The organism is Paenibacillus polysaccharolyticus (assembly GCF_023714295.1).
In the GTDB taxonomy this organism is placed as follows: domain Bacteria; phylum Bacillota; class Bacilli; order Paenibacillales; family Paenibacillaceae; genus Paenibacillus; species Paenibacillus polysaccharolyticus_A.
Map to the genome: position 1 here is coordinate 580,142 of NZ_JAMAUN010000001.1, position 20,771 is coordinate 600,912.

Annotated in this window: 20 protein-coding genes; 12 read left to right on the plus strand and 8 right to left on the minus strand. The window is 45.8% G+C overall.

All coding sequences use genetic code 11. From position 1 onward, the window contains the following. Positions 1-266 precede the first annotated feature (266 nt). Positions 267-1,469: a cytochrome P450 gene (locus M3629_RS02720; RefSeq protein ID WP_251502789.1), complete on the plus strand. Its 1,203-nt coding sequence runs from the start codon at positions 267-269 to the stop codon at positions 1,467-1,469. A 68-nt stretch (positions 1,470-1,537) separates the two neighbouring features. On the opposite strand, the gene M3629_RS02725 is transcribed toward M3629_RS02720, so the two are convergent. Next, a complete protein-coding gene (locus M3629_RS02725) occupies positions 1,538-2,758 on the minus strand; it encodes an MFS transporter (protein ID WP_090924706.1) in 1,221 nt (406 codons plus the stop codon). 203 nt (positions 2,759-2,961) lie between these two features. Here M3629_RS02725 and hemE point away from each other — a divergent pair, with 203 nt between their 5' ends. The 6 genes from hemE (at position 2,962) to M3629_RS02755 (ending at position 9,427) form a co-directional block, all read left to right on the plus strand. After that, on the plus strand, positions 2,962-4,026 hold the full coding sequence (gene hemE / locus M3629_RS02730) for a uroporphyrinogen decarboxylase (RefSeq protein ID WP_251502790.1): 1,065 nt from the start codon (positions 2,962-2,964) through the stop codon (positions 4,024-4,026). After that, positions 4,019-4,969 carry a ferrochelatase gene (hemH, locus tag M3629_RS02735; RefSeq protein ID WP_154960053.1) on the plus strand — a complete coding sequence of 317 codons (951 nt, stop codon included), beginning with the start codon at positions 4,019-4,021 and terminating at the stop codon, positions 4,967-4,969. Before hemE ends, hemH begins: the two co-directional genes overlap by 8 nt. Then, positions 4,969-6,396, plus strand: a complete 1,428-nt coding sequence (gene hemY, locus M3629_RS02740; protein WP_154960054.1) for a protoporphyrinogen oxidase — start codon at positions 4,969-4,971, stop codon at positions 6,394-6,396. Before hemH ends, hemY begins: the two co-directional genes overlap by 1 nt. A 139-nt stretch (positions 6,397-6,535) precedes the next feature. Then, positions 6,536-7,939 (plus strand): CapA family protein, encoded by a 1,404-nt coding sequence (locus tag M3629_RS02745; protein WP_251502791.1) that lies wholly within the window; start codon positions 6,536-6,538, stop codon positions 7,937-7,939. Positions 7,940-7,966: 27 nt separating this feature from the next. Then, the gene (locus tag M3629_RS02750; RefSeq protein WP_251504485.1) at positions 7,967-8,719 is read left to right on the plus strand and encodes a glycerophosphodiester phosphodiesterase; all 753 of its coding nucleotides are present in this window, start codon (positions 7,967-7,969) and stop codon (positions 8,717-8,719) included. 75 nt (positions 8,720-8,794) lie between these two features. Continuing rightward, entirely contained in the window at positions 8,795-9,427 is a 633-nt protein-coding gene (locus tag M3629_RS02755) for a fumarylacetoacetate hydrolase family protein (protein ID WP_251502792.1), read from the plus strand. A 148-nt stretch (positions 9,428-9,575) separates the two neighbouring features. Here the strand turns inward: M3629_RS02755 and M3629_RS02760 are convergent, their stop codons facing one another. Beyond that, positions 9,576-9,983 (minus strand): hypothetical protein, encoded by a 408-nt coding sequence (locus M3629_RS02760; RefSeq protein WP_251502793.1) that lies wholly within the window; start codon positions 9,981-9,983, stop codon positions 9,576-9,578. Between the two features lie 235 nt (positions 9,984-10,218). On the opposite strand from M3629_RS02760, the gene M3629_RS02765 reads away from it, so the two are divergent. From M3629_RS02765 to M3629_RS02780, 4 genes are all read left to right on the plus strand, one after another. Beyond that, on the plus strand, positions 10,219-11,028 hold the full coding sequence (locus tag M3629_RS02765; RefSeq protein ID WP_251502794.1) for a DUF92 domain-containing protein: 810 nt from the start codon (positions 10,219-10,221) through the stop codon (positions 11,026-11,028). Between the two features lie 14 nt (positions 11,029-11,042). Next, entirely contained in the window at positions 11,043-11,621 is a 579-nt protein-coding gene (locus M3629_RS02770; RefSeq protein WP_251502795.1) for a TetR/AcrR family transcriptional regulator, read from the plus strand. Positions 11,622-11,702: 81 nt separating this feature from the next. After that, the gene (locus M3629_RS02775; protein ID WP_251502796.1) at positions 11,703-13,640 is read left to right on the plus strand and encodes an ABC-F family ATP-binding cassette domain-containing protein; all 1,938 of its coding nucleotides are present in this window, start codon (positions 11,703-11,705) and stop codon (positions 13,638-13,640) included. Between the two features lie 195 nt (positions 13,641-13,835). Further along, positions 13,836-14,780: a hypothetical protein gene (locus tag M3629_RS02780; RefSeq protein WP_251502797.1), complete on the plus strand. Its 945-nt coding sequence runs from the start codon at positions 13,836-13,838 to the stop codon at positions 14,778-14,780. Positions 14,781-14,954: 174 nt separating this feature from the next. Here M3629_RS02780 and M3629_RS02785 read toward each other — a convergent pair whose 3' ends face one another. From M3629_RS02785 to M3629_RS02805, 5 genes are all read right to left on the minus strand, one after another. Next, on the minus strand, positions 14,955-15,995 hold the full coding sequence (locus M3629_RS02785) for a M42 family metallopeptidase (RefSeq protein WP_251502798.1): 1,041 nt from the start codon (positions 15,993-15,995) through the stop codon (positions 14,955-14,957). Between the two features lie 103 nt (positions 15,996-16,098). After that, positions 16,099-16,485, minus strand: coding sequence for a LapA family protein (locus M3629_RS02790; RefSeq protein ID WP_251502799.1), 387 nt, complete (start codon positions 16,483-16,485; stop codon positions 16,099-16,101). A gap of 133 nt (positions 16,486-16,618) precedes the next feature. Further along, positions 16,619-18,409 (minus strand): oligoendopeptidase F, encoded by a 1,791-nt coding sequence (gene pepF, locus M3629_RS02795; RefSeq protein ID WP_251504488.1) that lies wholly within the window; start codon positions 18,407-18,409, stop codon positions 16,619-16,621. Between the two features lie 258 nt (positions 18,410-18,667). Then, positions 18,668-18,853, minus strand: coding sequence for a hypothetical protein (locus M3629_RS02800; RefSeq protein WP_090924720.1), 186 nt, complete (start codon positions 18,851-18,853; stop codon positions 18,668-18,670). Positions 18,854-18,856: 3 nt separating this feature from the next. Next, complete coding sequence (locus tag M3629_RS02805; RefSeq protein ID WP_090924721.1) at positions 18,857-19,090, minus strand: hypothetical protein; 234 nt, start codon at positions 19,088-19,090, stop codon at positions 18,857-18,859. 163 nt (positions 19,091-19,253) lie between these two features. On the opposite strand from M3629_RS02805, the gene M3629_RS02810 reads away from it, so the two are divergent. After that, positions 19,254-19,451 carry a cold shock domain-containing protein gene (locus tag M3629_RS02810; RefSeq protein WP_056700251.1) on the plus strand — a complete coding sequence of 66 codons (198 nt, stop codon included), beginning with the start codon at positions 19,254-19,256 and terminating at the stop codon, positions 19,449-19,451. 110 nt (positions 19,452-19,561) lie between these two features. On the opposite strand, the gene M3629_RS02815 is transcribed toward M3629_RS02810, so the two are convergent. Then, the gene (locus tag M3629_RS02815) at positions 19,562-20,734 is read right to left on the minus strand and encodes an MFS transporter (protein ID WP_251502800.1); all 1,173 of its coding nucleotides are present in this window, start codon (positions 20,732-20,734) and stop codon (positions 19,562-19,564) included. Positions 20,735-20,771 lie beyond the last annotated feature (37 nt).

A 20,771-nucleotide genomic window follows, 5' to 3' on the forward strand; every position in this document is an offset into this window, starting at 1 on the left:
ATGTTTAATAGGGAAAATGGTTGAATTCAAATTTTGTGTTTCCCAAATTAAAAGATGAATGGTGAGACAATCAGAGAAGAAAATGTTATTTAGTGTCATTTAAATTAACACAAATGTTTTTCGACATTAGAAGGGTAGTTGGTAGCATACGTTGGGACGAGAGGCTTATTTATGCTGAAATAGTTGGAATCGCTATCCAGTTGTGGTTATAATGGATATGAATCTTATATGTAAATAAATATATATTATTGATTGGAGGAAACACGATGAAACAAGCGCCCCGAAAATATGCCAATTACATTCCTATTCGGGAATTGCACAACAAGGAGCGACAATTATCTCCCTTCCAGGTGTATGCAGAACTTCGTGAGAACACTCCAGTCCGATATGATGAGCATCGTGAATGCTGGGATGTGTTTCGGTACGAAGATGTGCAGTATGTGTTAAAAAATCCGAAGCTGTTCTCTTCTGAGCGTAACCGTGCCGGTACCAGCATGTTAACCACAGATCCACCGAAGCATAAACAACTTCGTGACTTGGTCAATCAGGCGTTTACGCCCAAGGCGATAGAAGCTCTTGCACCACGTATTCAGGACATTACGGATGAGTTGCTGGCTCCACACTTGTCGGGTGGAAGGATGAACCTGATCGATGATCTTGCAACGCCACTACCCGTCATCGTTATTGCAGAACTGATTGGTGTTCCGGCTACAGATCGGCGTGAATTCAAAGAGTGGTCTGATGTGCTAGTGAAGGGTGCACGTGATGATAGTGAAGAGGCTTTTCAAGAGTTGGAGAAGGAAAAGCTGAAGAATATCCAGGAGTTATATGCCTATTTCACAGACATTATGGAACAGCGTCGTTTAAAGCCTCAGGACGATCTTATCTCTTTGCTACTAGATGCGGAGATAGAGGGCGAGAAGTTAACGGAGGAAGAAGTCGTTAATTTTTGCATTCTCCTGCTGGCTGCCGGGAACGAGACAACGACCAATTTGATTGCAAATGCAGTGCGCATTCTCTCTGAACAACCCGAACTGCAAGAGGAGTTGCGTGAGCATCCCGACAAGGTGGCAAGTGCCGTAGAAGAGACGCTACGTTATTATCCGCCGATTGTAGCCATTGGACGTGTTGCGAGGGAAGATATAGAACTAAGAGACAAAGCGATCAAGGCAGGTCAACAGGTTATATCCTGGGTGGGGGCTGCTAATCGCGATAGTGAACAGTTTGAGCGTGCAGATGAGTTTGTGTCCGATCGTAAACCCAACAGACATATGGGATTCGGGTTCGGAATTCATTTTTGCTTGGGTGCGCCGCTGGCACGTTTGGAAGCAAGAGTTGTTCTTCATGCGCTGCTTCAACGTATGGAGCAGATACAGCTAGTTCCTGAAACGGCCTTGGAACCGATTCAAAGCGCTTTTGTATTTGGTGTGAAGGAATATCCGATTCAATTCAACGAACGACGAGTGTAATGGAAAAGCCGCTCTCAGGCCAGTCATGGCACTGAAGCGGCTTTTGCTGTTTATTTCCGTTAGAAAATTTAGGTTGTCTTCGATTCTTTAATGCGGACAGGTGTTTTGTAAAGTTTGAATCGGACCCATACCATATTGAGTAATAGTAGGCCGCCGGATACGATAAACAGGCCCTCAATACCGATGAAACCAGCGAGGAATCCGCCAATGACTGCGCCCAGCATATTACCGAGAGCAAGTGTGCTCGTGTTAAAGCTGAATGCCCGGCTGATCATACTATCTGGCGAATACCCCCTAATTAGCGCATTTACGCTTGGAAGCAAGCCGCCCATAAATATCCCCATCATAAAGCGAACAAGAATGAGTTGCCACACCGTTTGCACAAAAGCTTGCGGAATAAGCATGAGTCCGGTTCCGATCAGTGAAAAAGTGAGGACGCGGTGTGATCCGATCCGGTCACTGAGTTTTCCGAGTACCGGAGACATCGCCATATTGGATATCCCTGTAACTGCACCAACCATACCTGCCCAGAACGCCACGTCAACTGCGGTTCCATGCAGTTTTTGTACATATATAGGCAAGAGCGACATCGGACTGATCATCGCAAATTGCAACAGGAACGTCACAGCGAAGAGTGCAGGTAGCTGAGGTGATTTGCTGAGCTCCTTCAATCCGGATAATACCGATTGATCTGGCAATTTTGCAGCTTTTTCACGGTCAAACGTCTCTCTTACAAGGAACATTGCAAGCATAGAAGCTGCAAAGATGAGCCCGCCTGTAATGTAGAAAATAGGACGGAACCCCACCGCATCTGCAAGCAATCCGCCGATAAGTGGACCCAAGATCGTACCTGCCACCTGACCGGACTGGCTGATCCCCATCGCAAACCCCATACGATCCTTTGGGGTTGTGCCTGAGATCAGAGCGACAGCTGCAGGGTTGAAGCCGGAGATGGTTCCGTTCAGCAAGCGCAATAAGAGAAGTTGCCAAGGGTTTTGTACCAGACCCATCAATGCGATAACAACAGCCATACCGAAGCCCGAGCGAAGCAACATAATTTTTCGTCCGTATTTATCCGACAACTTGCCCCAGAGCGGCTGGAACAAAAACGAGGTGAGGAAATTGGCTGCAAAAATAAATCCGGCCCAAATTCCAATTTCGTGCTCACCTACAACGCCCAGATCTCTGGCAAGAAACAGCGACAGGAAAGGCGTGATCATGGTCATGCCTGCATTGACCAAAAATTGTCCAAACCAAAGCACAATGAGATTAACTTTCCACGTTTTCAAAGTGCTTTCACTTCCTTTCAAAGATTTTTCTGTAATTCTCAAAAAAAGCGATTCTTTTATTATATCACAAATGGCATATCCATGAGGGGTGTAACGAATGTCATAGTATTGTCACTTGGAACACATCCCCATATGGTTGTTACGGCTGTTTAAAAAGGGCATAATGGTAGTTATGAGTCCAAAAACTATTGGAGGCTTCTTACATGAGCTATAATGATCGACTGATTCGGGCTAGTTTCAAACAGCAAGTAGACCGTGTGCCGGTATGGTATATGCGTCAGGCTGGACGTTACGATCCTGAATATCGCAAAATTAAAGAAAAGTACTCCTTGCTTGAGATATGCCAGCAACCTGAATTGGCGGCTGAAGTTACACTCATGCCTGTACGTAAACTGGGTGTGGATGCGGCTATTTTGTACTCCGATATTATGAATCCGGTTGCTTCACTTGGCATTGATTTTGACATTGTGAAAAATATAGGTCCGGTAATTGATAACCCTATTCGTTCGGCTGCCGATGTAGATCGTCTTCGTCCCATCGACGTGGAAGGGGACTTGTCTCACATTCTGGAAACCATTCGCATTCTGGACAAGGAACTTGACGTTCCGCTAATTACATTTGCAGGGGCTCCGTTTACGATTGCAAGTTATCTGATTGAAGGTCAACCTTCCAAAGGATATATTCGAACCAAAACGATGATGTACAGTGAGCCGGAAGTGTGGCACAAACTGATGCAGAAGCTTGGTGATATGGTCATTACATATATTCGTGCTCATATCGCGAATGGCGGTAAGGCATTTCAGTTGTTTGACAGCTGGGTAGGGGCGCTCTCTCCCAAAGATTTCAAAACGTACGTGCTGCCAACGATTACTCGTATCTTTACCGAATTATCCGATTTGAATGTACCGAAAATCTATTTTCCTGGAGTGGCCTCGGGTGAGTTGTTGCCAACTCTGCGGGATTTGCAGGCGAATGTTATCGGACTGGACTGGAGAGTTTCCGTATCAGAAGGACGTAGGCGCTTGGGCGGTAAATTTGCGGTGCAGGGTAATCTGGATCCGTACATCCTGACTGCGCCAATGGAGTTAATTAAAGAACAGGCAAAAGTCATCATAGATGAAGGGATCAAGGACCCGGGTTATATTTTCAATCTGGGACATGGTTTGTTCCCTGAAGCTTCTCTTGATAAATTAAAAGAACTGACAGCATATATTCATGAATATTCAACAGAAGCTTTGAAGACGGGAGTGACGGTAAGTAATGACTAATACTGTAGGCGTACTGGTGATGTCATATGGCACACCTGAAAATATGGAGAGTGTTGAGGCGTATTATACGCATATCCGCAGAGGGCGTCCGCCTGAGCCGGAACAACTGAAAGAGCTGACAGATCGCTATGAAGCAATTGTTGGCGGTGTTTTCCCGCTACGTGAGAACACGGATAACCAGGTGAAAAACCTTCAGGAGACGTTGCAAAAGGATGAGCGGCGAGGCGAGGTCGAATTCCGCTGTTATCAAGGATTGAAACACGCTTATCCTTTTATTGAGGATGGTGTGGAACAGATGGCGAAAGATGGAATTCAGACCGCTATTGGCATTGTGCTTGCGCCTCATTTCTCCACCATGAGTGTGGGCAGTTACATCAAACGTGCACGAGAAAAAGCCGAAGAACTTGGTATCCAGATGTCCTTCATCGAAAGTTATCATTTGCATCCGAAGCTTATTCAGGCTCTTTCTACACGGGTAAGTGCCAAGCTTGATGCATTCGAGGAAGCGGGAGCGAAACGCGGAGATGTGAAGGTACTGTTTAGTGCTCACAGTTTGCCCGCCCGCATTGTTGACATGGGAGATCCTTATCCGAATCAATTGCTGGAAACTTCCGAGGCCATCGCTTCTCGAGTGGGGATTGGGAACTGGCAGTTCACTTGGCAAAGTGCTGGACGAACTGCTGAGCCTTGGCTCGGCCCAGACATCCTGGACACACTCCAGGAGCTTTCGCGCGAACAAGTGGAAGATGTACTTGTGGCTCCAATTGGCTTTGTTTCAGATCATCTGGAAGTGTTGTATGATCTCGACATTGAAGCCAAAGCGATTGCTAAAGAAATGGACATGCGATTGATGCGCATCGATTCGCTTAATAGTGACCCGTTGTACATGGAGACATTGAGCGACTCTATTATTAGCCAATGGCAGCAAGGGTCTGATAACTAATGGAAGACAAGAAAAGACGTATTGTTATTGTCGGCGGGGGCCTGACGGGCCTCAGCGCGGCATTTTATATCCGCAAGCATTACAGGGAAGCTGGTTTTGAACCTGTGATTACCTTGCTTGAGAAGAGTTCGTCTATGGGCGGCATGATCGAAACGTTGCATCGGGACGGATTTGTAATCGAGAAAGGCCCTGACTCTTTCCTGGCTCGCAAAACAGCGATGATTGATCTGGCAAAGGAACTGGAGATGGATCATGAACTCGTCAGCCAAAACCCGGAGTCGAAGAAAACATATATTATGCAGCGTGGTAAGCTTCATCCCATGCCAGCCGGTTTGGTGTTAGGTATCCCGACAGAACTGAAACCTTTTCTGAGAAGTGGGCTGGTCTCTCCGGCAGGCAAGTTGCGAGCACTGATGGATTTTATAATTCCGCCTAAACGTACAACAGAGGATGAATCTCTCGGTTATATGATTGAGCGCAGGCTTGGCCCGGAAGTGCTGGAAAACCTGACTGAGCCGCTTCTGGCGGGTATATATGCAGGAGATATGCGAAAGCTCAGCCTACAAGCAACCTTCCCGCAGTTCGGAGAGGTGGAGCGGGATTATGGCAGCTTAATCCGAGGCATGATGACAGGGCGTAAACCGACCGAGACACATACAGGCACCAAACGGAGTGCGTTTCTGAACTTTCGTCAGGGGTTGCAAAGCCTTGTGCATGCGCTTGTCCATGAGCTTCATGATGTGGATCAGCGTTTGAATACAGCCGCCCAATCCTTGGAGCGTGTGAATGCACAGAACGCCAGATATCGGGTTGAACTCGATAACGGACAATTTTTGGAAGCAGATGACGTTGTAATCACTGTGCCGACCTATGTGGCTTCTGGGCTTCTAAAACCGCATGTGGACACATCGGCGCTGGATGCAATCAATTATGTATCTGTTGCTAACGTCGTTCTGGCTTTTGAGAAAAAAGAAGTGGAACATGTCTTCGACGGTTCAGGGTTCCTGGTGCCACGAAAAGAGGGACGTAATATTACGGCCTGCACGTGGACATCTACCAAATGGTTGCATACCAGCCCGGACGACAAAGTCTTGCTTCGTTGTTATGTTGGCCGCTCTGGCGATGAACAGAATGTGGAACTTCCCGATGAGGCACTTACGGAGCTAGTCATGAAAGATCTGAGAGAAACGATGGGTATTGAAGCAACTCCGATCTTCTCCGAGATTACTAGATTGCGTAAATCGATGCCACAGTATCCTGTCGGCCATCTTCAGCATCTCGCTAACCTTCGTAAAGAGCTTGGAGAAAAAATTCCGGGTGTTTACATTGCAGGTGCTGGTTATGAGGGTGTTGGGTTACCGGACTGTATCAGACAAGCGAAAGAAATGTCTATACAGGCCTCCGCACAGCTGAGTTCGACGAACTAAGATTATGAATTATAGATCCGCCGTCTCCAATGTAGCAACATCTACAGAAGGGACGGCCTTTTTTATAGGGATGTACATCCAGAATATGCTTGATATAATGGTATGCATATGGATTTATTGTTAAGAAGAGGAGTTGCTTATGTATCCCCCAAGATCACAGCGAAGCTCAGAAAAGAAAAAAGTAAGACGTACCCGTAATACAAAAATCAGGATTGTAAATGTAATATTAATTGTAGCTATTGGTCTTATCGCCTTATATTACCTCTTGAACACACGTGAACAACAACCGTCCCAGCCTGCTAATTCAGAGGTCGTGCAACAGGAGCCGCCTTCAGGAGTGGACGATAAGGGTGGGGATGCATTGAACCAGCCCGAGTCTGATGCTGATTCAGCTGAAGCACCGGATAAAGATGCAGCTTCGGTAGATGGGAAGCCAAATGCAGAGCCAGATGATGATGTAGATAACTCGGGATCTGGTACCGATGAAACTTCGGGGGCAGGCGGTGATAAGCCGACAACGGGAACAAAACCTGCCACTACTGGAAAAGGAGCCTCGGGTAAGGCAGATAGCAATAAGGGAATCTCAACATCTGATTCATCCAAGGATGTCACCATTCATTTTGTCGGCGATATTCAATTTTCCGGAAAAGTTGCAGAATTGCTGGAGAAGAACGGATATGATTACCCCTTTGCCAAGCTTGGCTCTATGTTTCAGAATGACGATCTAACGATTGGTAATTTAGAGACCCCAGTGACCCATGGTGGTACGGGCGCTGCAGATAAAACCTATGTTTACAAATCCTCCCCTAAAGCGTTGCAAGCGATGTCTGCAGCGGGGTTTGACGCCGTTAATCTGGCAAACAATCACATTCTGGATCAAGGCGTGGAAGGGCTGGTCGATACGTTAACGTATCTTAATGATTACGGTATCGCACATGCTGGCGCGGGTATGAATGGTACCGAGGCTTATGAACCTGCCTATTTTGAGCGCAAAGGCATGAAAATTGCCTTGCTTGGGTTCAGTCGGGTTGTTCCTGTGGCTAGCTGGAAGGCAGACGGGAATCGGGCAGGCGTAGCGGAAGCGTATGACTCCACAAGAGCGATCTCAGCGATTCAGTCGGCCCGTAAGAAGGCTGATCTGGTTATCGTCGTTGCGCATTGGGGGGAAGAGCGTGTAAGTACCCCGAATGCCGATCAAACGAGGCTTGCGCACGAATTTGTGGATGCGGGTGCCGATCTGATTATTGGCGGTCATCCCCATGTTTTGCAAGGGCTTGAGTACTATAAAGGCAAATGGATTGCATATAGTACGGGGAATTTTATTTTTACGAAATCGACGAATGAAGAAACGTGGAAAACAGCTGTCTTTCAGGCGCGTTGCAATCGCGAAGCGATATGCAGTATGAAAGTGATACCGTATGAAGCGGCTCTTGGGCAGGCTGTGCCAATGCTTGATGAGGCGAACCGACTTCTGCTGGAGCAGATGGCTAAGATGTCATCGGGTATCCGAGTGAATGCAGATGGAACTGTAGTACCTAACTAAGTAGTGTATTGCTGAGGAGAGATGATGATGAACAATCTGTGTGTAGCCCATCGTGGCTTTTCTTCCATTGCACCAGAGAACACGATGGCCGCATTTAATACGGCGATGGAGAGACCGGAAGTCCAGTGGATGGAACTGGATGTGCAGTTATCCCGGGACGGCGTGCCTGTAGTGATCCACGATTTCACACTGGAGCGTACGACGAATGGTAAGGGGCGAGTAAAGGATACCGATTGGTCTGTTTTGAAACAACTGGATGCTGGGTCTTGGAAAGGTAAGAACTACACGGGGGAGCGCATACCTTCCCTGAGTGAACTCTTGGATCGTTCCTGTGGCAAAGTTCGATTAAACATCGAATTAAAAACACAAGGAGACATGTATCCGGGTCTGCCTGCAGCGGTGATTCACGAAATTAGAAAAAGACATATGCAGCATGATGTTGTCATCACATCGTTTGAGCCATCCGCATTGGTTGAAGTGAAAAAACTTGCGCCTGAATTAGAAACGGGTCTCATCATTGATGCTAAACCAGGAGACCTGCTCGCAGCGTTGAAACAAATGCATTGTACGTTCCTTTCCATCGGATACACCAATGTGGACAAAGCATTAATGAACGGGATGAATGCTGCGGGCATTCGAGTGATGGCATGGACAGTAGATGACAAGGCAAGTATGAAAAAGCTTGCTGCTGTCGACCCGGATATGATGATCTGTACGAATCGTCCTGATGTTTGGGAAGATGCGTTTCAGGAGACGAGTAGCCGCTTTTTCAGACCTTAATCATAAACCTGTAGTTGAACTAACAAACGATGCGATGAACGAATTAATGAATCCAGTAAAGGTGGTTGCAGCTCTATGTTGACGAATATTCGTAATGTGTATTGTGTAGGACGAAACTATAAGCTTCATGCGGAGGAACTGGGTAACGCCGTTCCGGATGAACCGATGATTTTTATGAAGCCTTCTCATGCGGTTGTGCCATTGAATGGAGAAAGTTTAGAATTGCCAGCTTCTAAAGGCGAAGTTCATTATGAGGCTGAATTGGTGGTTCGTATTGGCCACGATTACAAGCCGGGAGTGCAAGTTGATGAACTGGTCGATGCCTATGCGTTTGGAATTGATTTTACGTTGCGTGATGTTCAGACCGTGATTAAGAAAAAGGGACACCCGTGGACGGCTGCCAAAGGGTTTAAAAACTCTGCACCTATCACGCCTTTTCAGACATTTCCTGGAGCAGCAGCGCTTCTCGAAAAAGATTTCACCTTGACCAAGAATGGTGTTCAGGTTCAGCGAGGTAATATCATCAACATGATCTTCAGTTTACAGGATATTGTGGATTATGTAGGTCGTCATTATGGCCTCGGGCCGGGGGATATCATTTTCACAGGTACACCTGAAGGAGTAGGCGCTGCGCAGCCGGGAGATGTGCTTGAGCTGGCATGGGCCGATGAATCATTAGGAGCATGTACGATCAAGGCAGCGGAGTAATTGAATCAACGCTATAATCCATAAGGTTTATGCCACCGAGCGCAAACAGAATCAAACTAGATTCGTGTTAACAGGAGGAGCGTGATTATGCGCTCCTTTTTTGCGTTGCGCTGCCTTGAAGTTTTTATAGATTGAAATGAAACGGGAACTAGATATATGTTTTGTTTGCACTTTCTGTAATCAACTCTGCAATCTCCATGGACTGAAGCGCGTGCTGCTTAGAACTGATACTTCCACTGGCAAGGCGCTCATCTAGTTGTGACTGAAGCTGTTTGATCTGGATGCTAATGGCCTTGGCAAAATCACCTCCGCTATTCTCTGCGATCGTGCGCAGTGAATGTCCCTGATACAGCTTCTCTGCCAGTTCCTCTTCGGAAGCCTGGTTTAGTGCACCTAGCAGTTCATCTTCTTCGTTCTCATTGCTGTTCTCCAGGTCGACAATAGACCATTTGGGCTCGGGAATAGGAGAAATGGTGGATTTACTCCATGCGGATCCAGCGAAAGACATGGTAACAATCATAGTACCTAGTATAAAAACTCTTTTCATATTCATCATTGTATAGTCCTCGTTTCTGTAGTGTGTATGAACCGAATAGAAGTAGTTCAGTTAATCTTGTAGTTTGAGCTAGATCAATTGTAACTCGGAAACCTGAAGTAAAACTTAAAAATAAATAAGGTTTTGTCTAGCCGCATGTTCAGTTTCTGCTTTAGTGTCAAACCGTGGTATAATTAACATTCAAAAATATATAAACGTCATGTGAACGATATACATTTCACGTGCAGGAGAACTTATGGATTGGATTATTGGTGCTGTGTGCGCTTCTCTGGTCGCGGGGGCCGCTTATGCAAAGAAATCGCTAACCCTGTCGGGATGCCTCGCCGCAATTCTGATGGGTACGATATATTACGGGGCAGGTAATTTGTTCTGGTTTGGCACGCTACTGTTGTTTTTTATCACGTCAACGCTTCTCTCCAGGTTTCGCAAAGACCGTAAGCAGGAGATGGAGAAGTCTTATGCCAAGACAGGTAATCGTGATGCCGGGCAAGTGATGGCTAATGGCGGTATAGGCATGCTGTTATGTCTGGCCAATTGGATCATGCCGCATCCATCATTTTTGTATGCTTTTATCGGAGTTATGGCAACAGTCACCTCAGACACTTGGGCAACCGAAATCGGAAGTCTTAGTCGCAAGCCTCCTCGCTCAGTACTTACATGGAAGATATTAACCCCCGGAGCCTCGGGAGGCGTTTCCGTGTTAGGGAGTTCGGCTGCTGCGCTCGGCGGTATTGTCATTGGTGCCTTTGCATTTGTTTTTGCGTCGATTAGCGGGTTGGAACAAACAGGCTGGTTTGGCTGGACCTTGATTGGGTTGTTTGGTGGGCTAGCAGGAGCGTTCGCGGATTCCTATCTTGGTGCAACCGTGCAAAAGATGTATCGTTGCACAGTATGTGGCCGGGAGGTTGAAGTTCATGAACATTGTGGACAGCCTACAATACAGGCTCGGGGCTGGACTTGGATGAGTAATGATCTGGTCAATGTGCTTAGTTCTGTGATCGGTGCATGTATAGCTATAGGCTTAGGTAGTATTTTGGCGTTGTAAGGAGGGGATACAGGTTGAATACGGTACAAGGAGACAAATCGGAGGCCATTCTGGATGCAGCCTACGGCATATTTGGATCGAAAGGGTTCTATGAGACTAAAATGTCCGATATCGCCGATGAGGCTGGCATTGCGAAAGGCACGATTTATTTATATTTTAAAAGCAAGGAACAACTATTTGTAGCAGTATCCAAGCGGGATTGTAACAGCTTTATCAGTCGTTTGGAGTATGCATTGCAAGCGCACGAGAACACGGGTGACAAGCTTGGCGCGATCGCTAAGACACATCTGACCTATTATTACGAACGACGCAATCATACAAAGTTATTTTTTATGGCTCCTAATAATGACCCGGATTTAATGAAATTTATGAAAGCTTTTATGAACGAGTATATGAGCATGGTATGCAAAGTTCTCGAAAGTGCAGGTGTACCTGAGCCCGCACTGTTGGCCGAAGCGTATATCGGCATATTGGACCGGCTGAAGATGGATATTATGCTAAATCCAGAGTTCAATGAACAAGATTTGAACAAACGAATCGCTTTTGCAGCAGCGCTATTTTTGGACGGATGCCGTTCCTTTTTGCGAGTATAAGTAGGTATGCGGGATTGTGTGTGTAGATGAGCACAGCAGGATAGAGCATTTCAAATTATAGAGAAGTGTGGGTAACGGGCAATGAATATAATGACTGTAGAACAGGTTGCAAAAAGTTATGGCGAGAAGATTCTGTTTAAGGATGCTTCATTTGGTATGGCGGATCAGGATAAAATCGGTGTTGTTGGTGTAAACGGGACCGGTAAATCGACATTTTTGCGCGTTATTGCAGGTATGGAGCCTGCGGACGAAGGACAGATTTCCATCGGCAACGATGTACGCGTGCAGTTTCTGGCACAGAATCCGGATTTTAATCCGAGTAATACCGTACTGCAACAAGTGTTTGAAGGTGACGGTGCCGAGATGAGAACCGTGCGTGAGTATACGGAAACGATGGAGTTACTTGAATTAAACCCGTCAGATACTGCGCTGAATGAACGCCTGATGCGCCTGAACCAACAAATGGAGCAACTTCAGCTTTGGCAGATGGAGAGTGAAGCGAAGAGTATTTTATCCAAGCTGGGTATACAGCAGTTCGATGCACTTATGGGGACATTGTCAGGTGGACAACGAAAAAGGGTTGCGCTTGCTTCCGCGTTAATCCATCCTTGTGAATTGCTCATTCTTGATGAGCCTACGAACCATATCGATAATGATTCTGTTGTATGGCTGGAGCAGTATTTGCAGAAACGCCGTGGCGCATTACTTATGATCACGCATGATCGTTACTTCCTGGATCGAGTAGCCAATGTCATGCTGGAGCTTGATCACGGGCGTTTGTTCCGATATGAGGCGAATTATACACGGTTTCTGGAGCTGAAGGCTGAACGGGAAGAACGGGAGTCGGCCTCAGAACAAAAGCGCAAGAATCTGTTACGAACCGAACTTGCGTGGATTCGCCGCGGAGCTAAAGCACGGACTACAAAACAAAAAGCGAGAATTGATCGCTTCGAACAACTGAAAGATCAGCAGGGTGTCCAACGCTCGGGCTCTCTGGAAGTGTCTGTGGGTTCTACGCGTCTGGGGAAAAAGATACTGGAGATTGAACATCTCTCCAAATCGGTTGATAACCGCAAGCTGATCAACGATCTCAGCTACATTGCTGTGCCTGGCGACCGCGTAGGCATTGTAGGTCCGAATGGTAGTGGTAAGTCTACTTTACTACAGATGATTTCAGGTCGATTGCAACCGGACGCTGGAGTAGTTGTTCTCGGGCCAACCGTGAATCTGGGTTATTTTACTCAAGAACATCAGGAGATGGATGAAACGTTGCGCGTGATCGAATACATCAAGGAAGTGGCTGAAAATATAAAAACAGCAGATGGTTCATTGATCACCGCTTCACAGATGCTTGAACGCTTTTTATTCAACCCAACCTCCCAATGGACACCGATTGCCAGGTTGTCGGGCGGAGAGAAACGTCGTTTGTATCTGCTTCGCATTTTGATGGCTGCTCCGAATGTACTGCTACTGGATGAGCCGACTAATGACTTGGATATTCAGACACTTGCTGTGCTTGAAGATTATCTGGATGATTTTCCGGGCGTTGTGTTCGTTGTATCGCATGATCGTTACTTCCTTGATCGTACAGTAGACAAAGTGCTGGCGTTTGAGGGGAACGGCGCTGTACGTGTGCACGTAGGTGATTATAGTGAATATGCGGAATGGATGCTGAAAAATGCCGCTGGGAATCAAGAGAGCGGTGCGAGTGCAGCCAAGAAACAGGTCACTGAGAAAAGCGTTGAAGCTTCGACTCCGGTTACAACGCAGGCAAAACCTAAATTGAAATTTAGCTTCAAGGAACAGCGCGAATACGATCAAATTGACGAAAATATCGAAAAGGCTGAAGCAAACCTCGTCCGGATTAACAAGGAGATGGAAGCTGCCTTTAGCGATTCAGCGCGTCTGCAAGAGTTAATGGCAGAACAGGCTGAGGTAGAGCGTCACTTGGACGAATTGATGGAGCGCTGGACTGTACTTAACGAGCTAGCAGAGCAGATTGAGCAAAACAAATCTTAATTTGGTTGACGTAAGCAAACAACCCATACTATACCATACCAATGCCTTTCTTCATCAGGCGGCTTAGTGCCGCTTTGGAGAAGGCATTTTTGCTTTAAATAACATAGATGAATCCGGACGTTGAACATAAAAGATGAAACGTTACCCTTGTTTATTACGTTTTATTAGTAATGAATTCCATAGAAGGGAGAGAGCGTGAAATTGATCAATAATGAAATCAATGAACAACTCGCCATGCTTAAGGAAAAAGGAAGAATCTACGAAAAATGGGCGAACCGCCTTCATAAGCTCCAAGAGGAGGAGAAGCAGTGGGAAGCGAAAGTGGAACATTGCACCGTAGCTCTTCAGAAGGAACAGAAGGACGTGGATCGGCTGAACGGCATGAGCTTGGCCTCATTTTTTTATGATCTGATCGGCAAGAAGACGGAACGTTTGGAGAAAGAAGAGTTTGAACTGCTGGAGAGCAAGTCGGCTTATGATACAGCTTGCCGAATGTTACAGGATGTAGAAGAGCAACGGATTCAAGTTGAGCGAGAGCTTCAAAGGCAATCAAAATATCGGTTCTGGGAGAATGACTATAAGGTTTTATGGGGGGAGAAGGAACAACATTTGCTGAGTAAGGATGAAGAACTGCAACAATTGGCCGAAGAACGGGAACATCTGGCAAGTGAGTTGCAGGAGCTTAACGAAGCTCTGAGAGAAGGAGATTATCTGGTATATGCGCTTGAACGTGCAGAAAAAGCATTAGATTCAGCTGGAAACTGGGGCATCTATGACATGATGGGTGGAGGGGCGATCTCCACACATATCAAGCGTAGTCGTATGGATGATGCGCAAGTGGCTATTATAGATGCGGGTAAGCACCTACGTCGTTTTCAGAAAGAGTTGGAAGATGTAGAGATGGCCGTCAGCGCCGATTTAAATTTGGGTGGTTTGCTGTCTTTTGCGGACTATTTCTTTGATAACTTCTTTGTGGATTGGATGATTCAGGATAAAATTCGTAGTGCCGAGAAACAGGTCAAACATGGACTTAGCATGGTACGTCAAACAATACAGGTTTTACAAGCGGAGATTAAGGATCACGAAGCCCGGCTTCAGGTTCAGGAACGTCATTATCGCGAGTATGTGGAACAGGCCTGATTACAATCGTATGTGTAGCTGCATAGTGCCAAAATAATAAAGGACACAACCTTCACACGCTGTTCATGCGTTGAAAGAATGTGTCCTTTTTGATAATGAGGAAGGCAATGAACTGAATAACATCAAGTAAACAAAACCTAGGGTTTGAATTATTAAGAGAGCTTAACGTAATCCTTACTTCGTAGTAATATAAGCAGTAAGTAGCTTGGCTGTATTGATTACCGCGCTTTTGTGCGTGCGCTCCATAGAGTGAGAAGCGTGAACGCCAGGACCAATTAAAGCAGCACGAATATTGTTTCCTGCACGTAAGGCAGCACTGCCATCAGAACCATATTGGGGATAAATGTCTACTGCATAGTTCATGCCATCTTGTTTGGCTAGTTCAATGAGGCGGCTTGTCATATCGTAGTCATAAGGACCGGACGAGTCTTTTGCACAGATGGATACATCCGTTTCTTTACAGCTAAGATCATCACCCATGGCACCCATATCCACTGCGATCATTTCGCTGATTTCTGCCGGGATATATGCAGCTCCGTGTCCAACTTCTTCATAGTTTGAGATGAGCAGAGAAACGTTATGTACGGGCTTCCAGCCTTCACGATGAGCGGATTCAAGGATGCCAAACAGGGCAGCTACACTGGCTTTATCATCCAGATGGCGAGACTTGATGTAACCGCTTGGTGTAATGACAGCCCGGGCATCAAAGGAGATAAAGTCACCTACACTAATGCCTAGTTTTAATACATCCTCCTTGGAGGATACAACTTCATCAATACGGACTTCCATATGGTTTTCCGAACGTTCAAACGTACGGGCATCAGGGTATACGTGCACGGAAGGATGTAGAGAAAGAATCGTTCCCGTATAGACGTTGCCGTCTCTTGTGTGGATAGAGCAATACTCGTTCTCGATGCTATTCATCGTAAAGCCGCCAACAGAGGTCAGTTTTAACGTGCCATAAGAGGTGATGGACCGCACCATGGCACCGAGCGTGTCTACATGCGCACTTAAAGCAATGGTTCTGGAAGGATCTTCACCGGGCAGTGTGAGCATAGCTCCACCTTTGTTGTTCAGTTCACAGGAGATGTTCAGGGAACTCGCTTCCTTGCGAATCATCTCTATAATGTGGTGGGTGTATCCGCTTGGACTGGGTGTATCCAGTAATTTTTTCAAAAAAGACAGAACGTAAGATTCATCAATAGTAAAACCCATCTTTATTTTCCTCCTATTTCTCACAGGCGCAGGTCAAATAGAATACAGCCTGTCTGGATGAATGCATGTCCATTCCGATCTACCAGCAGGCTATTTCTGATTTTTACAACGTACCTGTATTGTTGCCTTTTGGCTGAGTCTCGATTGAATCGTTGTGTAACTGGTGATCGTGTTCGGATTCATCCGAGCGGATGGAATCCATGGTATCGTACGAAACGGATGTAGTAGTGCTTGCTACAGAAGCTTCCAATTCAGCTACGCGCACATGCAGGCGTTTATTCTCCCGCTGCAGTCGATACTGACGGTAAATCCCGTAAGAACCTACAATAATACCACCAATTAAAGTACAGCCTAAAATCAGCAAAATCAATGGAACCCGAACCGTATTAAACAGCAGGTTAACCTGAACAGAATCTACATTGATGACTGCGAAAATCCCTGTCAGCAGCGCAAAAACAAGACCTGCGATAAGTGCCCATTGCATTTTCATGATGTTGCCTCCTTGTTGTGAACCAATTGAGAACTAGAATGCATTACCCTTTTTCGAGCGTACTGCATCTCGCTTGATTATAAAATCCCTTGCCCGCCTGGGGCAAGGGATTAGATTACAGGGGATCGCCACCTTATTTGGTTAGCTGTTCCATCTGCTCGATCAATTCTTTAAATACACTCATCGCTTCGCGAATCGGCTGTGGTGTTGACATATCCACACCCGCTTTTTTCAAAATATTAATGGAGTAGTCACTACCGCCACTCTTCAGGAATCCGAGATAACGATCAACTGCAGGTTGTCCTTCTTCCAGAATTTGCTTCGAGAAGCTGGTCGCTGCCGAGAAACCTGTAGCGTATTTATACACATAGAAGCTGTTATAGAAATGGGGAATACGTGCCCATTCCATCTCGATATCTTTGTCAACGACCATGTTTTTGCCATGGTATTGTACATTGAGATCATAATAAATTTCTGACAGTAACTGTGGTGTAAGTGCTTCGCCTTGTTCAGCACGCTCATGAATTATTTTCTCGAACTCAGCGAACATGGTCTGACGGAATACCGTAGTCCGGAACTGATCTGCATAATACGTAAGTAAATACAGTTTTTCCTTCGGATCTGTTGATTTATTCAACATGTAGTCCATGAGCAGTGCTTCGTTTGTCGTTGAAGCTACTTCTGCAAGGAATATCGTATACTGTGCATCACGATAAGAAAGGGTTGTATCCGAATAGTATGAATGCAGCGCATGACCCATCTCGTGTGCCAGTGTGAACATGCTGTTCAGATTATCCTTATGGTTGAGGAGTACATACGGGTGAGTACCGTAAGCACCCCACGCATATGCACCTGAGCGTTTATTCTCATTTTCATATACATCAATCCAGCGATTATCATACCCAGCCTGAAGTGCCTCTGCATACTCCTTGCCGAGCGGAGCCAGACCTTCTTTGACTGTCTTTTTGGCTTCGTCATATGTGATGTCCATCTTGTATTCATCCACGAGTGGAGCGAATAGATCATACATATGCAGTTGGTCCACTCCAAGCAATTTTTTGCGGAGATCCATATAACGGTGTAAGAGTGGAAGACTTTCATGAATCGTGTCTACCAGATTGTTATAAACATCCGTTGGGATGTTGTCACCATACAGGTTCATTTCCATAACTGAAGGATACTTCCGCACGTTGGCATAAAACATATTTTTGGTTACGTTGGCATTCAGCGCTGCGGCAATCGTATTTTTTTGTTTCGCATAGGTTTCATATACTGCTTTGAAAGCACGTTCCCGAACTTCACGGTTTGGATTCTCCAAAAACTGAATGTAGCTACCATGTGTAAGTTCGACTTCTTTTCCGTTCTCATCTTGAATACGGGGAAACTTAAGATCCGCATTGTTCAGCATGCTGAAGATGGTCTGCGGTGCTTGAGACAGATTGCCGACCTGTGCAAGTAGTGCTTCTTCCGCTTGGCTTAGCACGTGGGCCTTTTCCCGTTTCATCTCTTCCAAGGTAAAGGTATATGCGGAGAGCTTCTCATTCTTAATAAGGGCGTCAAGCTCTGGATCCGGCAACGAAAGAATCTCAGGTGTGACAAAGGAAAGAGCTTCGCCTACCCGTACTCCGAGTTTCTGGGCTTTTTGAGAAAGGCTTTGATATGTAGGGTTAGCTGTGTCTTCATCCTGATGCATGCGGGCGTATACGAAAAGTCGTTCGAGTTTGAGTCCGATTTCGTCTTCAAATTCGAAGCTGGCTTTAAGTACGTCAGGCTGATTCAATTTACCTTGAAATTCGGAGGCCTTTTTCATCATAGAAGATACTTCTTCATACTCCTGATCCCAAGCCTTCTGATCGGCATATAAATCTTCCAGTTTCCATGTATGCTCGGCTGGCACCTCGGAACGTTTCAATAATTTACTCATGGGAATCCTCCTTTGATTATGTGCTGAAAATACGGGCATAGCCGCCTTCGTCTCCTGTGCAAGTGCAGCAGGAGACGAAGGAACCAGACTAAGAGCCAGAAGAACAGATAGCGATTTTTGATATTTCAATAGCCTTCCTCCTTACCATGCGAATAACTCAGAAAAATGAATTCCCGATAACTTCGTATAGTATGGCCTGGGCACAACCGAAATATTTGAGCGCCTTGAATCGCGTGTAAACACGTTCAGAATCTTGTATCAGGCTCCCATGTTAACGAGGTAATATACGATGAGGAAAAAGGCAAAACAAACGAGCAACGTAGCGATTAGCGCCATTCCTCTTCTTAGACGATCCGGGACGGAATTACGTCCTAAGATCAGCGCAAACCCCAGTGCGAAGGCAAGGATAATGAAGATAACAACATTGCCTGAATCAAGCTGCATCGATTAAACTCCCTTGAAGGCAGCCATTAGCGCACGCCATTCCTCTTCACGATTTTCAAAATCCTCTTTCGGAAAACGACGCTCGGCCCAATGCATTAAGGCAGGACGGCTAAGGAATGTGTGGCATTCTTCGCCCCATTCTTCTGATATTTCCCGCAGAACGAGATACTTGCCTTGGACTTCTACAGTCATCATATTCCACTTGTCTGTTTTGTATATTTCGTGTTTTTTTATCATAGGTAGTCTCCAAACTAACGGTTTTGGTAAAATGATACCGTACCCTACGATGCAAAGCAAATTTTTTCATCAATTATGGAAAAGATAAATTGCAAAATGGAAGCCCATACAGTATAATGAGGGTATTCGCCATAGATGGCGATATTTTTAGGAGGTTGTTCATTTGAAAGGTACAGTTAAATGGTTTAACGCAGAAAAAGGCTATGGCTTTATTTCAGTTGAAGGCGGCGAGGACGTATTCGTACATTTCTCCGCAATCCAAGGCGACGGCTTTAAAACATTGGAAGAAGGTCAAGCGGTAGAATTCGAAATCACTGATGGAAACCGTGGTCCTCAAGCAGCTAACGTTACTAAATTGTAAGATTTTTCCGTCTTACACGGACTTCTTATAAATGATCGATTATAGCTGAATATCACAAACACAAGCACAGTCCCCATTTGGAGACTGTGCTTTTTTTGGTTTTGCGGCGCTCAGGTGGAACGATGCGTTGTCGTGCGTAACAATTGAAAGCCGAAACCAATCAAGGCGGCCAATGCAAAGCTCATCGCAGTAAGATAGAACGTCTGACGTCCTGTAAGCTCTAATAACAAGCCACCCAAGGTGCCGCTTAATAGTCCAGAAGCGCTAGACCACACAATTGTAAATAACGCCATCCCTGTTGCTCGAAAATCATCAGGGACGAGTCGGGTTACATAACGAACCGCAGTGACATAAAAAATACCGAAAGTTACGCTATGCATCGTTTGAATTAGAACAACGGCTGCTGGTGTATGCGAGACAGACATGAATAATAATCGAATGGTATACATCAAGGCTGCTAAGGTAAGAAGTGGTAGTTCCTTATATTTGTTCCCGTATTTGCTTAGAAGTAAAAATATCGGGATCTCACTCACAGAAGAGATGAGCAAGGACCAGCCGATTAATCCTTCACTGGCACCTAAATCTTTGAGTGTGATTGTCAGAAAGGCTTCGTTCATTCGATGGCCCATAGCCAGCAGAAACACACAGCCGAAAAATGCAAGAACATCTCGGCGTTTCAGGATCGCCCACAGCCCGGATAAATCCATTCGGCTACTGCCACCCGACGGCTGATCCCGTAATTGGAAACTGATCAGTAATGTAATCGCTGCAAGGCTGATGCAGATCCACATCGTCCATTCGGAACCAAAAGAGCCAAGGACATAACCGATGCTAAGGGCAAAAAAGGCATATCCGATGGAGCCGAACACTCGAATGGACGTGAAATTTCGACCATATTTATTCGCCGTTGTAATTGCCATTGTATCTGACAGTGGATAGACCGGATAATAGAAAAAGTAAAATAGTGTTACAAGGACAAACACTTCGCCAAAACTTGATGCATTGGCAAGCAGGATCCCGGTAATTAACTGGCCACCGAGCAACAGGATCATAACCTTCCGCACAGTCTTGTATTTGTCACTCGCCATACTCCAGAACATATTGGAGAATACAGAGATGAGCGGTCCGATGCCATACAGGTAACCAATCTCGGCAGGACTGAAGCCAAGGTGGCTGAAGTAAAGCTGGAAGTACGATACTACGAGTGCGGTAGAACCAAAGATGGTGAACATTAAAGCCCGTAGCCAGTTCTGATCTGGCCGGGCCGTATGACTTAATTTCATGATGAGAGACTCCATTCTTAAATCTGATTCAGGTTAT

Coding starts and splice junctions, on each gene's coding strand:
- M3629_RS02720 (WP_251502789.1), top strand. CDS start 267: ATGAAACAAGCGCCCCGAAAATATGCCAATTACATTCCTATTCGGGAA.
- hemH (WP_154960053.1), top strand. CDS start 4,019: ATGACTAATACTGTAGGCGTACTGGTGATGTCATATGGCACACCTGAA.
- pepF (WP_251504488.1), bottom strand. CDS start 18,409: ATGAGTAAATTATTGAAACGTTCCGAGGTGCCAGCCGAGCATACATGG.
- M3629_RS02800 (WP_090924720.1), bottom strand. CDS start 18,853: ATGCAGCTTGATTCAGGCAATGTTGTTATCTTCATTATCCTTGCCTTC.
- hemY (WP_154960054.1), top strand. CDS start 4,969: ATGGAAGACAAGAAAAGACGTATTGTTATTGTCGGCGGGGGCCTGACG.
- M3629_RS02805 (WP_090924721.1), bottom strand. CDS start 19,090: ATGATAAAAAAACACGAAATATACAAAACAGACAAGTGGAATATGATG.
- M3629_RS02765 (WP_251502794.1), top strand. CDS start 10,219: ATGGATTGGATTATTGGTGCTGTGTGCGCTTCTCTGGTCGCGGGGGCC.
- M3629_RS02815 (WP_251502800.1), bottom strand. CDS start 20,734: ATGAAATTAAGTCATACGGCCCGGCCAGATCAGAACTGGCTACGGGCT.
- M3629_RS02785 (WP_251502798.1), bottom strand. CDS start 15,995: ATGGGTTTTACTATTGATGAATCTTACGTTCTGTCTTTTTTGAAAAAA.
- M3629_RS02775 (WP_251502796.1), top strand. CDS start 11,703: ATGAATATAATGACTGTAGAACAGGTTGCAAAAAGTTATGGCGAGAAG.
- M3629_RS02750 (WP_251504485.1), top strand. CDS start 7,967: ATGAACAATCTGTGTGTAGCCCATCGTGGCTTTTCTTCCATTGCACCA.
- M3629_RS02755 (WP_251502792.1), top strand. CDS start 8,795: ATGTTGACGAATATTCGTAATGTGTATTGTGTAGGACGAAACTATAAG.
- M3629_RS02790 (WP_251502799.1), bottom strand. CDS start 16,485: ATGAAAATGCAATGGGCACTTATCGCAGGTCTTGTTTTTGCGCTGCTG.
- M3629_RS02760 (WP_251502793.1), bottom strand. CDS start 9,983: ATGATGAATATGAAAAGAGTTTTTATACTAGGTACTATGATTGTTACC.
- hemE (WP_251502790.1), top strand. CDS start 2,962: ATGAGCTATAATGATCGACTGATTCGGGCTAGTTTCAAACAGCAAGTA.
- M3629_RS02745 (WP_251502791.1), top strand. CDS start 6,536: ATGTATCCCCCAAGATCACAGCGAAGCTCAGAAAAGAAAAAAGTAAGA.